This window comes from Stenotrophomonas sp. YIM B06876 (assembly GCF_030711595.1).
In the GTDB taxonomy this organism is placed as follows: domain Bacteria; phylum Pseudomonadota; class Gammaproteobacteria; order Xanthomonadales; family Xanthomonadaceae; genus Stenotrophomonas.
In genome coordinates, this window is record NZ_JAUJUJ010000002.1 from 199,790 (window position 1) to 212,591 (window position 12,802).

At 68.2% G+C, this 12,802-nt stretch carries 11 protein-coding genes and 1 tRNA gene; 5 read left to right on the forward strand and 7 right to left on the reverse strand.

Annotated features, from left to right (window positions below):
- Positions 1-23 precede the first annotated feature (23 nt).
- From QZH66_RS02050 to dtd, 6 genes are all read right to left on the reverse strand, one after another.
- Positions 24-752 (reverse strand): LytTR family DNA-binding domain-containing protein, encoded by a 729-nt coding sequence (locus QZH66_RS02050; protein ID WP_305804313.1) that lies wholly within the window; start codon positions 750-752, stop codon positions 24-26.
- A gap of 184 nt (positions 753-936) precedes the next feature.
- Positions 937-1,602: a dienelactone hydrolase family protein gene (locus QZH66_RS02055; RefSeq protein WP_305804280.1), complete on the reverse strand. Its 666-nt coding sequence runs from the start codon at positions 1,600-1,602 to the stop codon at positions 937-939.
- Positions 1,603-1,653: 51 nt separating this feature from the next.
- Entirely contained in the window at positions 1,654-3,576 is a 1,923-nt protein-coding gene (gene mdoH, locus QZH66_RS02060) for a glucans biosynthesis glucosyltransferase MdoH (RefSeq protein ID WP_305804281.1), read from the reverse strand.
- 319 nt (positions 3,577-3,895) lie between these two features.
- Positions 3,896-3,971, reverse strand: a tRNA-Ile gene (locus QZH66_RS02065).
- A gap of 265 nt (positions 3,972-4,236) precedes the next feature.
- Positions 4,237-6,096: an RNA polymerase sigma factor RpoD gene (gene rpoD / locus QZH66_RS02070; RefSeq protein ID WP_305804282.1), complete on the reverse strand. Its 1,860-nt coding sequence runs from the start codon at positions 6,094-6,096 to the stop codon at positions 4,237-4,239.
- Between the two features lie 86 nt (positions 6,097-6,182).
- Positions 6,183-6,623: a D-aminoacyl-tRNA deacylase gene (gene dtd / locus QZH66_RS02075; RefSeq protein WP_305804283.1), complete on the reverse strand. Its 441-nt coding sequence runs from the start codon at positions 6,621-6,623 to the stop codon at positions 6,183-6,185.
- Positions 6,624-6,688: 65 nt separating this feature from the next.
- Here dtd and QZH66_RS02080 point away from each other — a divergent pair, with 65 nt between their 5' ends.
- From QZH66_RS02080 to QZH66_RS02095, 4 genes are all read left to right on the forward strand, one after another.
- On the forward strand, positions 6,689-7,609 hold the full coding sequence (locus QZH66_RS02080) for a lauroyl acyltransferase (protein ID WP_305804284.1): 921 nt from the start codon (positions 6,689-6,691) through the stop codon (positions 7,607-7,609).
- 77 nt (positions 7,610-7,686) lie between these two features.
- Positions 7,687-8,820 carry a GTP cyclohydrolase II RibA gene (ribA, locus tag QZH66_RS02085; protein WP_305804285.1) on the forward strand — a complete coding sequence of 378 codons (1,134 nt, stop codon included), beginning with the start codon at positions 7,687-7,689 and terminating at the stop codon, positions 8,818-8,820.
- 112 nt (positions 8,821-8,932) lie between these two features.
- Positions 8,933-9,418 carry a PH domain-containing protein gene (locus tag QZH66_RS02090; RefSeq protein ID WP_305804286.1) on the forward strand — a complete coding sequence of 162 codons (486 nt, stop codon included), beginning with the start codon at positions 8,933-8,935 and terminating at the stop codon, positions 9,416-9,418.
- The gene (locus QZH66_RS02095) at positions 9,415-10,917 is read left to right on the forward strand and encodes a PH domain-containing protein (protein WP_305804287.1); all 1,503 of its coding nucleotides are present in this window, start codon (positions 9,415-9,417) and stop codon (positions 10,915-10,917) included. Before QZH66_RS02090 ends, QZH66_RS02095 begins: the two co-directional genes overlap by 4 nt.
- A gap of 18 nt (positions 10,918-10,935) precedes the next feature.
- Here QZH66_RS02095 and QZH66_RS02100 read toward each other — a convergent pair whose 3' ends face one another.
- Positions 10,936-11,991, reverse strand: coding sequence for a CDP-glycerol glycerophosphotransferase family protein (locus QZH66_RS02100; protein WP_305804314.1), 1,056 nt, complete (start codon positions 11,989-11,991; stop codon positions 10,936-10,938).
- A gap of 4 nt (positions 11,992-11,995) precedes the next feature.
- Here QZH66_RS02100 and QZH66_RS02105 point away from each other — a divergent pair, with 4 nt between their 5' ends.
- Positions 11,996-12,793 carry a glycosyltransferase family 2 protein gene (locus QZH66_RS02105; protein ID WP_305804288.1) on the forward strand — a complete coding sequence of 266 codons (798 nt, stop codon included), beginning with the start codon at positions 11,996-11,998 and terminating at the stop codon, positions 12,791-12,793.
- Positions 12,794-12,802: the final 9 nt, after the last annotated feature.

The following is a 12,802-nucleotide window of genomic DNA, read 5'->3' on the forward strand; positions in this document are numbered from 1 at the left end:
TTATCGCGGACCCGGCGGGGCGATCACAGCGCCTGCAGTTGCTGCTTCAGGCTGGTCACGCAGCGGCGGCTCACTTCCAGCGGCTGCTTGCCATCGCGCAACACCGCCTGCACCTGCCCGCCCGGGACCCGGCGCAGTTCCACCAGCTGTTGGCGGGCGACCAGGCAATTGCGGTGGATGCGGATGAAGCGGGTGCTGAATTCCTCTTCCAGCGACTTCAGCGACTCCTCGATCAGGTCCTCGCCGCGCGCATGGTGCACCACCACGTACTTCTCTTCCGCCTGCAGGTAGTGGATGTCCTCCACCGCGATCAGCCGCAGGCTGCCGCGCAGGCGTGCGCACAACAGTGTGCGCGCGCGTGCCGGCTTCAACGGCTGGGCATTGCCGCGGCCGGCCACAAACGTGCGCGCACGCTCCAGCGCCACCGCCAGCCGCTCGGGGCGTACCGGCTTCATCAGGTAATCGATCGCGGCCGCCTCGAACGCGGACAGCGCGTGGGCATCGTAGGCGGTACAGAACACCACCGCCGGCCGCGGCTCGAACGTGGCCAGATGCCGTGCCGCCTCCAGCCCGTCGACGCCGGGCATCGCGATATCCAGCAGCACCACATCCGGCGAAAACTCGGCGCAGACATGCAGCGCCTCGGCACCATTGGCCGCTTCGGCCACCACCACGACCCCTGCGTGCTCGGTGAGCAGCGAACGCAGCCGCTCGCGGGCCAGCGGCTCGTCGTCGGCAATCACCAGCTTCAAGACTTCCACCTCGCTCCAAGGGCCCTGTCAGTGCAGGCCATAGTAGCCAGCACGCCGGTCTGGCGTCAGCTTCGCCACGGAACGCACCGGGAAGGCACGATGCGGATCGATCGGCCGGGGCCGCAAGCGCCAAGCATCCACGGCGCGCGTGCGGCCGCAGGGTCGTCCGCGGAGTCCCATCCGCTCAACGGCGTGCGAACAAGCGCCCCAGCCAGTCGCCCAGGTCGCGGATTTCCTCCGCACAGACCTGGTGCGCCATCGGATAGCGATGCCATTCCAGCGCAAATCCGGCGGCCTGCAGCAATTGCGCACTGTGTTCACCAATCTGCACGGGAATCACCGGATCGCTGTTGCCATGGGCCATGAACACCGGCTGGGTGCTGGCGGTCGCCGCCACTTGCGCGGTGGCTACTGTGGCATCGGGCAGATAGGTGGACAGCGCCACCAGCCCGGCCAGCGGCTGGCTGCGCGCAAGCCCGGCGGCCAGCGTGATCGCCCCGCCCTGGGAGAAACCGGCCAGCACAATGCGCTCGGCAGGAATCCCGCGGGCCTGCTCGCGCTCGATCAGCGCCTCCACCTGGGCGATGGATTCGGCTACGCCGGTGGCATCGGCGCGGCTGCGGAAATCCATGCTGACGATGTCGTACCAGGCACGCATGCGCACGCCGTTGTTGACGGTTACCGGGCGCAGCGGCGCATGCGGGAACACGAAGCGGATGGCCGGCCAACCGGGCCGCAGCAATTCGGGAACGATCGGCGCGAAATCATTGCCATCGGCCCCCAGCCCGTGCAGCCACACCACCGACCATTCCGGCACCGCGCCGGTTTCCAGCTCCAACGTTTCCAGCATCGCGACAGCTCCTGAACTCGGGGGCCGCATTATGCCTGCGACCACCGCCGCTCAGCGGCGGACAGTTTCATTCAGTGCCGCCGCGCGCAATTCGGCCGCCCGCACCAATACCGCGGGCGGGCTGGACTCCTCGGGAATGGTCAGCAGCCGGTGCCGGCGCAACCATTCCCCGGCCACGCGCGAGGAGGTCAACGCCACCACCGGCACCGCCAGCACCATGCCGATGATGACCGGCGACATCCATGCCGCCAGCGGCGGCGATACCGCATAGGCCATGCCACCCACCAGCAACCCGGCCAGGCTGATGCCGCCATAGCTGTGCAGCAGATCGGACCACGACACACTGCCATCGTCACGCTGCTGCGCATCCCAGCCCGAATCCTTGCCCGCCAGCACTTCGGCCACCCCGCGCGACTGCACGTACATCACGATCGGCGCCATCAGCGCGGCCAGCAGCGTTTCCAGCAACATACTGAGCAGCGCGCGCAACGCACCGCCGCAACCAACCCGTTCGCTGCGCGAGGTCAACACGGCCAGATAGCCCATCATCTTGGGCGCCAGCAGCACCGCCATGGTCACCGCGAACACCCACAGCACGCCTTCCTGGTCCTGGTTGTGCCAGTAGTAGGCCGGGGAAAACGGCAGGTGCAGCTCCTGCATCAGATCCACACCATCGCTGACCAGCGGGATGGCGATGCCGATCAGCATCAGCATCGCCCACATCGGCGCGGTGAAGTAATGGCCGATGCCGATCAGCATGTGCACGCGGCTGATCCAGTGCAGGCCATGGGCGGTGACCACCTTGGAGTGCTGCAGATTGCCCTGGCACCAGCGGCGATCGCGCACCAGCAGATCGGTCAACGTCGGCGGGCCTTCCTCATAGCTGCCCTGCAGGTACGGCACCATGTGCGACGCCCAGCCACCGCGGCGGATCAGCGCCGCCTCGACAAAATCGTGGCTCAGCACATGGCCACCGAACGGTTTGCGCCCCGGCAGTTCCGGCAGCCCGGCCTGCTCGGCGAACGCACGCGTGCGGATCACCGCGTTGTGCCCCCAGTAGTTGCTCTCGGCACCGTGCCACCACGCCACGCCGTAGGCCATCACCGGCCCGTACACGCGGCCGCCGAACTGTTGCATCCGCGCAAACAGGGTGCGGCCATTGACCACCGCCGGCAGCGACTGGATCAGACCCACATCCGGATGCGCCTCCATTCCGGCCACCAGCCGGACGATGGCGTCCCCGGTCATCAGACTGTCGGCGTCGAGGATCAGCATCTGCGGATAGGCACCACCGAAGCGGCGCACCCAGTCGGCGATGTTGCCCGCCTTGCGCCCGCTGTTGTCGGCACGGCGGCGGTAGAACAGCCGGCCATGCCCGCCGGTGCGTTCGCACAGCCGGGAAAACACGCGCTCCTCGTCGCGCCCTATCGCCTCGCGGGTGGTATCGCTGAGGATGAAGAAATCGAACTGCGCCAGCTGGCCGGTCGCCTGCACCGACTCATAGATCGCCTGCAGCCCGGCCATCATCCGGCGCGGGTCCTCGTTGTAGGTCGGCATCAGCAAGGCGGTACGCGACGACAACCGCGGCAGCGGCAGGGCCGGATCGATTCCGAGCTTGCGGCGCGAACGCAGCAGCGCCTGGAAGCCCGCCACGCTGCCGACGAACGACAGCGCGATCCAGGCGAACAACGCCACAAACAGCGCCAGCAGGCACGCCTCCAGAATGCTGACGCCCCCCACCGCCAGTACCCGCCACATCATCCACGTCGCTGCGAGGGTCATCAGCGCGGTGCCGCCAAACACATAGAAGCGGCGCAGCCCGATATGGGCCGGCGCCGTTCCCTGCCGGCGCTGCTGTAACACCCCGTGCCGCAGCGATTGCTCGGGCATGGCCAAGGCATTGCCCGGCGGCAGGATGGCGACCCCGGCATCAAGCGCCAGCACGGCCACTTCCTGGTGTCCGGAAGAATTCATGCCCCCGCATCCTGCAAAAATGCAGCTGCTGCCCGCCCGCCACGTCTCGCGACGGAGAGTGAACCACGAGGTGTGTCTGGAAAAATTCCGGCAACGGTGGTGCGACGCACGCGCATTCCTCAACAACGGTGGCAGCTGTTCAGCGTAGTCGGGAAAAGATGAATCTGACGCGAAATAGACACTTTCGATGCGCCCGGCCTGACAGCGGTACCTGACCGCGCCGGCATCAAAACGCGGCCCCACCGGTACCAGCGACACTGCCCTGGAGCGCCGCCTGTACGCCCGGATCAAGGCGCCGATGCCGCGCGGGCAGATATGATGGTGGGCCCAGCAGGATTCGAACCTGCAACCAAAGGATTATGAGTCCTCTGCTCTAACCGTTGAGCTATAGGCCCACTGCGGCTGCACAGTGTAGTGGAGAGCTCCTGCAGCGACTACGGCCGTGGCGACCGGATTTTCAGAGTAGTCGCCGGGGCGTTCAAAGCTCGCACTGCCCGCGACAACCTCGGGATGTTCCTCCGCGGCTTCGCCATCACAACGTCCCTGCGCGGAAAGGTGGCCGCCCCGGCACTTGGAACGCATGCAACCTGCTCGCCCCAGCCGGAAACGACAGACCCCGCCTGAGCGGGGTCTGCCAGTGTCACGTCAGCGCGCGCTGGATCAGTCGATATCCAGGAAGCTGCGCAGCTGCTCGGAACGGCTGGGGTGGCGCAGCTTGCGCAACGCCTTGGCCTCGATCTGGCGGATGCGCTCGCGGGTGACATCGAACTGCTTGCCGACTTCCTCGAGGGTGTGGTCGGTGTTCATGTCGATGCCGAAGCGCATGCGCAGCACCTTGGCTTCCCGCGGGGTCAGCCCGCCGAGCACGTCGCGCACGGTTTCCGACAGGTTGATGTTGACCGTGTTGTCCACCGGAGACTCCACATTGGTGTCCTCGATGAAATCGCCCAGATGCGAATCCTCGTCGTCGCCGATCGGGGTTTCCATCGAGATCGGCTCCTTGGCGATTTTCATCACCTTGCGGATCTTGTCTTCGGGCATGTCCATTTCCTTGGCCAGCTCCTCCGGCGTGGCCTCGCGGCCGTACTGCTGGAGCATCTGCCGGGAAATGCGGTTCAACTTGTTGATCGTCTCGATCATGTGCACCGGAATACGGATGGTGCGGGCCTGGTCGGCGATCGAGCGGGTGATGGCCTGGCGGATCCACCACGTGGCGTACGTGGAGAACTTGTAGCCGCGGCGGTATTCGAACTTGTCCACGGCCTTCATCAGGCCGATGTTGCCCTCCTGGATCAGATCCAGGAACTGCAGGCCGCGGTTGGTGTACTTCTTGGCGATGGAGATGACCAGGCGCAGGTTGGCCTCGACCATTTCCTTCTTGGCCTTGCGGGCGCGAGCCTCGCCGTAGGCCATCACCCGGCTGATTTCCTTCAGCTCGTCCAGCGACAGCGAGGTGGCCTTTTCGACGTCGATGGTGGCCTGCTGCTCGGCGATGATCTGGTCCTTGACGTCACGCAGGGCCGAGGACCACTTCTGCTTGCGCTTGAGTGCATCTTCCACCCATTCCAGGTTGGTCTGGTTACCTTCCCAGGAACGGATGAAATCCTTGCGCGGCATGCGCGCGGTCACCGTCGCCAGGTGCAGCACGCGGCGCTCCTGGGCCTTGATCTGCGCCATCGTGTCGCGCAGCTGGCGCACCAGCACGTCGACCAGCGGCAGCGGCAGCTTCAGGGTGACGAAGGTGGCCGACAGCTCCTCGCGCAGCTTGGTGGCCGCCTTGTCATTGGGCCCGCCCTTGGCGTAGGCCTTCTTGAACTTGGCCAGGTCGCTGGCCAGCAGATCCATGCGACGCAGCACCTCGACCGGATCCGGACCGGTCGGGCCCGCTTCCTCTTCGGCGACGTCGTCGTCTTCTTCCTCGGCCTCGGCATCGGCCTCGGTGTCATCGCCTTCGGCGGCCGGTGCCGGCACGGGCGCCGGCTCTTCTTCGACCAGGTCGTTGAAACCGACGATGATTTCGGCCAGGCGCTTCTTGCCTTCCTTGTGCAGCTCGTAATCGGCCAGCACGGTTTCCACCGCAAGCGGGAAGGTGCCCAGTGCGGCTTGCACCTGCCCCAGGCCTTCTTCGATGCGCTTGGCGATGGCGATTTCGCCTTCGCGGGTCAGCAGCTCCACCGTTCCCATTTCGCGCATGTACATGCGCACCGGATCGGTGGTGCGGCCGCCTTCGGTGTCCAGCGCGGTCAGGGCGGCAGCGGCTTCCTCGGCCGCGGTGTCATCGACCTCGCGGTTGCCGGTGCTGCTGTCGCTCAGGGCAAGGGTATCGGCATCGGGCGCCACTTCATGGACGTCAATGCCCATGCCAGTGATAAGACCGATGATGTCTTCGATCTGTTCCGGATCGACAATGTCGTCGGGCAGGTGATCATTGACTTCGGCATAGGTCAGGTAGCCCTGTTCCAGGCCCTTGCTGATCAGTTTCTTGATATCGGATTGCTGGGCAGGACGTTCGTTGGCCATGTAGTGCTCGCGCCACCGGCAGGGAAAAAAGGACCTAGCATTATACCAGCCCAGGCCGGCCTTTGCCGGGCGGTGGGTCCCGGCAGCTAGGCCCTGAGCAGGAAGGTCACGGGACCGTCATTGATCAGGCTGACAACCATATGGGCGCCGAATCGCCCGGTTTCCACCCCTCCGCCGTGTTTTTCACGACAAATCGCGACCAGACGGTTGAACCCGCGTTCAGCCTCGGCCGGGGGCGCGGCGGTGCTGAAGCCCGGCCGCATGCCCGAGGCGGTATCGGCCGCCAGGGTGAACTGGCTGACCAGCAGCAATCCTCCGCCAGTGTCGCGCAGGGAGTGGTTCATCCTGCCGGCCTCATCGGAAAACACACGGTAACCCAGCAGCCGGTCGGCCATCCGCGCGAACCGGGCCTCGTCATCGCCGGGCTCCACGGCCACCAGAGCCAGCAGGCCGGGACCGATCTGGCCGACCATTTCGCCGTCCACCGTCACCGCTGCCCGGGTTACGCGCTGGATCAAGGCAAGCATGGACACTCCTGGAAAAAAGGGCGGGCAGACCATAGCACCGGCTGCCAGCCGCTAGACTTGCACGGATGAAACCGGATACCACCGCCGAACTGTTCTACCGCGCCGCCGCCGCGCTTACCCGCCTGCCCTGGGCCGTATTGCGCTCGCTGGCCGACGCTCTGGCCTGGCTGTGGTGCCGGCTCGACGCCCGCGAGAGCCGGGTCACCCGCCGCAACCTGGAACTGGCATTCCCGGAAATGGACCCCGCCGCGCGCGCGCGGCTGCAGCAGGCGGTACTGCGCACCACCGCGCGCCAGGCGCTGGAAACCCTGCGGCTGTGGACCCGCCCGCCGGCCGCCAACCTCGCCCGCCATCTGGGCCCGCGTCACGGCCAGGCGCTGTACGACGCGGCGCTGGCGGCGGGCAAGGGCGTGATCGTGGTCGCCCCGCACTATGGCAACTGGGAGCTGCTCAACCAGTGGCTGGCCTCGCGCGGGCCGATCGCCATCGTCTATGCGCCGCCGGATTCGGCGGTAGGTGACGCCTTCCTGCAGCGGGTGCGTGGCGGCGACAACGTGCGCCAGGTCCGGGCCGAAGGCGCGGCCGTGCGCCAGCTGCTCAAAGTGCTCAAAGAGGGGGGTGCGGTCGGCATCCTGCCCGACCAGCAGCCGAAGAACGGCGATGGCGTGTTCGTGCCCTTCTTCGGCGTGCCCGCACTGACCATGACCCTGGTCAACCGGCTGGCCGGGCGCACCGGGGCCACCGTGCTGTACGCCTGGTGCGAACGCACCGGTGCCGGACTGGATTTCAGCCTGCATGTGGAACCGGCCCCGGCCGCTATTGCCGATCCCGACCCGCTGCTGGCAGCCAGCACCCTGAACGCCGGCATCGAGCGCATCGCCCGCCGCGACCCCAGCCAGTACCAGTGGACCTACAAGCGTTACACGCTGCGGCCACCGGGCAGCGGCGAGGCCGACCCCTACGCGACGGCGCGGCACCCGCATTGAGCCGTCCCTTCCGCACCACCGCGCCGGCGGCCGGTAACGATTGAATCGGCCCGCGGCGATCCCCATAAGGTTCCACGATGAGCGCCCCCTCCCCCGTCCCTGCTGTGACCCCCGCGGCCCCGTTTGGCCAAACCGCCGTGATCCGCTGCGAACGCGCGGTCGCTGAAATGCGCGCCGGCCGTCCCGTTGTGGTCGTTGACGGGGGCGCGCGGTTGGCGACGGTGGCGCTGGACAACACCACCCGCGCCGGTTTCGAGGCATTCGCTACCGCCGCAGCGCAGCGGCATTACCTGTTCCTGACCGCCTCGCGCAGCCGGGTCCTGGGCGCAACCGCCGAGCACGGGCTGCGCCTGCCGCTGGCCGGCCGTGATTTCGACGCCCTGCCGGCGCTGGGGTATCTGCGCGATACCCCGCAACTCCCCGAAGGCTGTACGCCCGGCGACCCGCTCGATGCCGCCGCGGCGGAACTGGCGCGGCTGGGCCTGCTGTTGCCGGCGATGGTGTCGGTGGCGTTGCCCGCCGCCCCATCGGCGTTCGACGATTGCCTGCAGGTGTGCATGCAGGACCTGCGCGACGGCGCGGCGCAGGCGGCAAGCGACTATGAGCTGGTCACGCGCTCGCCGGTGCCGCTGCGCGAGGTCGGCATGAGCCAGTTCGCGGTATTCCGCGGCGGTGTGGCTCAGCGCGACCAGGTGGCGGTGATTGTCGGCAACCCGGATTTCAACGGCGTGGTGCCGGTACGGGTGCATTCCTCATGCCTGACCGGAGATCTGTTCGGCTCGCTGAAATGCGACTGCGGCGACCAGTTGCACCGCGGCCTGCTCACGCTCAAGGCACTGGGCGGCGGTGTGCTGCTGTATCTGGACCAGGAAGGCCGCGGCACCGGCATCGCCGCCAAGATGCGCGCCTATGGCTACCAGCATGAAGGCCTGGACACCATCGACGCCGATGCGCAGCTGGGGTTCGGCGCCGATGAACGCCGCTATGCCAGCGCGGTGGCGATGCTGCGCGGACTCGGCGTGCAGCGGGTGCAGCTGCTGACCAACAATCCCACCAAGGTGCAGCACCTGCGCAATGCCGGTATCGATGTGGTCGATTGCATCCCGGTGACCGGCGCGATCACCGCCGAGAACGAGCAGTACCTGCGCACCAAGGCCGAGCGCGGCGGCCACCATCTCGATGTCGATGCGTTGATTCTGGCCTCGCAGTGACCCGCCCGCGCACCTGCACCGCCCACCGCGGTCGATGGTAGGCTCGCCAGCGCCGCCGCTGCAGAGACTCCGCTTGCCACAGCCCCCTCCCGTTCCCCCGCCGCTGCCGGTCATGCCGGGCGCCCCGTTGCCGGAAGGCTGGCAAGCGTTGCCGCGGCGCGGCGCATTGCTGGCGGCCGCAGGCGCCGGGCTGACGCTGGCCCTGACGCTGATGCTCGCCGTGGGCGGGCTCAGCCTGGTGCTGCGCAGCGGGCACCTGCTGGCCAGCGGCGCGGTGGCCGCGGCGGCCGGATTGCTGGTCGGCGGCGGCTTCGGCTGGCGACGGCACCGGCTGACCTTCTGGCAACTGGATGGGCAGGGCCTGGCGGTACGCCGCGGCCACCTGTGGCAAAGCGACACCCGCGTGCCGATTTCCCGCGTCCAGCACCTGGATCTGCGCCGCGGGCCGCTGCAGCGCGCGGCCCATCTGGCCACGCTGGTGGTCCACACCGCCGGCAGCCGCTTCAACACCGTGGCGGTCGCCGGGCTGGACCAGGCCGATGCCGAGCATCTGCGCGACCGCCTGGCGCACCAGCTCGATCACGACGACGGGCTGTGAATCCGGCGGCCTCCCACGCCGATAGCGAGCGGCGCCTGCATCCGTGGTCATGGCTGTTCGTGCTGATCCAGCAATTGCGCCAGTTCCTGCTGCCGCTGCTGGCACTGGTGGTCTTCGGCGGACGCGGGGATCGCAGCGACCTGGTCAACCACCTGGTCACCCTCGGCGTGGTCCTGGCGCTGGTGGCCGCCTCGGTGCTGCAGTACTTGACCTACCGCTACCGCATCGGCAGCGACGGGCTGAGCATCCGCAGCGGCGTGCTGCAGCGCAACCGGCGCGAGATCCCCTTCGCCCGCATCCACAACGTCATCGTCCACCAGAATCCGCTGCACCGGCTGTTCGGGGTGGCCGAACTGCGGCTGGAATCGGCTGCCGGCCACAAGCCCGAAGCGCGCATGCAGGTGCTGGATCTGTCGCAGGCGCTGGCGCTGGAGCGGCTGGTCCGCCAGCGCGGCACCACGCCGGCGGGCGGCGCCGACAGCGAGCCGACCGCCGAGGTACTGCTCACCCTGGCGCCCGGCGAACTGGTCCGGCTCGGGCTGATTTCCAACCGTGCGCTGGTGGTCGTGGCCGCCGCCTTCGGGGCCGGCTACCAGCTGATCCCGCGTCAGGCGGTCGGCACCTTCCTTGAACACCAGGGCCGGCAGATGGCCGGCTATGCCAGCCACCTGCCACTGGGAAGCGCGGCCACGGCATTCTCGGCGGCGGCGTTGCTGCTGTTCGCGCTGCTGGTGCTGCGCGTGCTGTCGGTGGGCCTGGCGCTGCTGCAGTACCACGGCTTCCGCCTCAGCGAAACCGAGCGCCGGCTCACCGTTGAGCGCGGCCTGCTCAGCCATCTGCGCACCAGCGCCGCACGCCGCCGCATCCAGGCCTGGACCCTGCGCGAAGGCGTGCTGCACCGCCTGTTCGGGCGCCGCAACCTGCGTGTGGATATCGCCGCGGGCACTGCCGGGGATGACCAGGGCCGCATGCTGAAGGAGCTGGCGCCGATCGCCACCGCGCAGGCCTGCGATGCGCTGATCAACCGGCTGCTGCCCGCTGCCGAATGGCCGCCGCGGCAATGGCATCCGGTAGCGCGAGAGGGCTGGTGGCGGCTGTGCCTGCCGGCGCTGCTGTTCACCGTGCTGCTGGCTGCCGCCACCGGTTACCGGTTCGGCACCTGGGGGCTGTTGCCCCTGCTGTGGATGCCGTGGTCGGCATTCAAGGCACGGCGCCAGATCGCACGCATGGGCTATGCGGTCGACGCGCAGCGGGTGGCGGTGCGCGGCGGCTGGTGGAACCGCTGGTGGCGGCTGGCCGAGGTGGACAAACTGCAGGCCCTGCAACTGAGCCGCTCACCGCTGGATCGTCGCTTCGGCACCGCCACCCTCACCCTGGATACGGCCGGCGCCGGTGGCAATACCCCGCCGCTGCGGTTGCGCTTCCTGCCCGTCACCCACGCCGAAGCGCTGCTGGAACAGCTGTCACAGGCGCTGGCGCGGCGGCGGCTGCGCTGGTAGCGCGGCAGCGACCGGCGGTTAGCTGCGGGCCGGCCCCCAATAGCCCAGCTCGCGCCGGATCTGCAGCGCGCGCCAGTGCGCGCCCCAGGGTTTGCGCCGCAGCGTGCCCATTTCCCCGGCCAGGAAATCTTCGGTGGCGGCGATCACCCGCTCCGCAGAGCGGCCATCGCGGAACGGATGGATCGAATCGGCGTAGCGCCGGATTTCGGCCACCAGCGCCGGGTCGGGGGCCAGCGCGCGCGCCAGCATCGCCGGCAACTGCTGCGGATCGGTGAAATCGAGCATGTGCGGCTGCGGCACGCGGTTGCGGAAGGTCACCACCGGTTTGTGCTGGACCACGAACTCGGAAACGATCGAGGAGGTATCGGACACCAGCACATCGGCCGCCCGCTGTGCGGCCATCACCTGTTCGGGCTCGACAAAGCGGGCATTGGTCCCGGCCAGCGCGCGATAGCGCTCGAACAGTTCCGGCGCGCATTTCGGATGCAGGGTCAGCAGCCAGTAGTGCCCGCCGCGGGCGATGTCGGCGGCGATCTGCGCATGCAGATGCGGCGCCGCACTCAGCCGTTCGGTGAAGGTGGAGCCGAACAGGATCACCGGCCGCGAACCGGCCGGCGCACGCAACGCGGCGCTTTCGCCGCCATCCCCGCGGAACAGCGGATCGAGCTTGGGCCAACCGGTTTCGGCTACCGCGAAGTGGCCTTCGCGCTGCGCCAGCGCACGGAACGGCGCCGTCGTCGCCGGCCCCTGGGTGCAATACAGATCGAACAGGCCGCGCACCCGGAAGTGGCCACGGGTGTCCGCGCGCTTCTGCACGTTGAAACCGTGGAACAGCTGCACCTTGGCCCCCGCCACGAACGGCGGCACCCAGTTGGCGGCACTGAATACCGCCCGCGGCCGCAGCGCCAGCGCCTGCTTCAAACCGACCTCAGGCACCCCGGGCAGGGTCGATCCGGCCGCGCCGTCTTCGAACCAGGCCGACACCGATTGTCCCGATGCGTGCAAGGCCAGGGCCAGAGGCGCGAGAATAGGCAGCGCGTAGCGCTCCGTCGCAAACAACAGGTATTCGGCCATCCACATGTCCTCTTCGACCGCTCCCACCGAACGGCCTCGCATTTCGGCGTGCATTATCGCGTTCAACGAAGCCGCGCGTATCGGCGACTGCCTGGCCTCGCTGGCGTTCTGCGACGAGATTGTGGTGGTGGATTCGTTCTCCAGCGACGCCACCGTGGCCATTGCCGAGGCGGCGGGCGCGCGCGTGCTGCAGCGGCCGTTCGAGGGTTTCCGCAGCCAGAAGGCGTTCTGCGTCGAGCAGGCCCGCCACGATTGGGTACTGTGCCTGGATGCCGACGAGCGGGTCAGCCCCGCGCTGCGCGACGCCATCCTCGCGGCCCAGGCCAGTGGCTTTGCCGGCGTCCATGGTTATCGTTTCGCGCGGCTGTCCGAGTACTTCGGCAAGTTCCTGCGCCATGGCAACGCCTATCCGGACCGGGTGCTGCGGCTGTTCGACCGCCGCCACGGCGGCTGGCGCGGCAGCCGCGAGATCCACGAAGCGGCCAGCATCGACGGTCGCCCGGGCTTGCTCCACGGTGATCTGATCCACTACCCGTACCGCTCGCTGGAACAGCAACTGGCCAAGACCCAGCGCTATGCGCGGATGATGGCCGAGCATGACTTCGCCCGTGGCAAACGCGCCACCCTGGGCAAGCTGGTGCTGGCCCCGGCATGGCGCTTCTGGCGCGGTTATGTGCTGCGCGGCGGCTTCCGCGACGGCTGGCACGGGCTGGTCTACGCCTATGTCCGTGCCAACTATGTCCGCCAGAAAACCATCATGTTGTGGATGCTGCAGAACGGCCAGGCCGTCACCACCCCATAGCGCCCGCCC

Bases quoted from the DNA above. Each gene is read 5' to 3' on its own strand.
- QZH66_RS02055 (WP_305804280.1), bottom strand. From the start codon at position 1,602: ATGCTGGAAACGTTGGAGCTGGAAACCGGCGCGGTGCCGGAATGGTCG.
- mdoH (WP_305804281.1), bottom strand. From the start codon at position 3,576: ATGAATTCTTCCGGACACCAGGAAGTGGCCGTGCTGGCGCTTGATGCC.
- rpoD (WP_305804282.1), bottom strand. From the start codon at position 6,096: ATGGCCAACGAACGTCCTGCCCAGCAATCCGATATCAAGAAACTGATC.
- dtd (WP_305804283.1), bottom strand. From the start codon at position 6,623: ATGCTTGCCTTGATCCAGCGCGTAACCCGGGCAGCGGTGACGGTGGAC.
- QZH66_RS02080 (WP_305804284.1), top strand. From the start codon at position 6,689: ATGAAACCGGATACCACCGCCGAACTGTTCTACCGCGCCGCCGCCGCG.
- ribA (WP_305804285.1), top strand. From the start codon at position 7,687: ATGAGCGCCCCCTCCCCCGTCCCTGCTGTGACCCCCGCGGCCCCGTTT.
- QZH66_RS02090 (WP_305804286.1), top strand. From the start codon at position 8,933: ATGCCGGGCGCCCCGTTGCCGGAAGGCTGGCAAGCGTTGCCGCGGCGC.
- QZH66_RS02100 (WP_305804314.1), bottom strand. From the start codon at position 11,991: ATGGCCGAATACCTGTTGTTTGCGACGGAGCGCTACGCGCTGCCTATT.
- QZH66_RS02105 (WP_305804288.1), top strand. From the start codon at position 11,996: ATGTCCTCTTCGACCGCTCCCACCGAACGGCCTCGCATTTCGGCGTGC.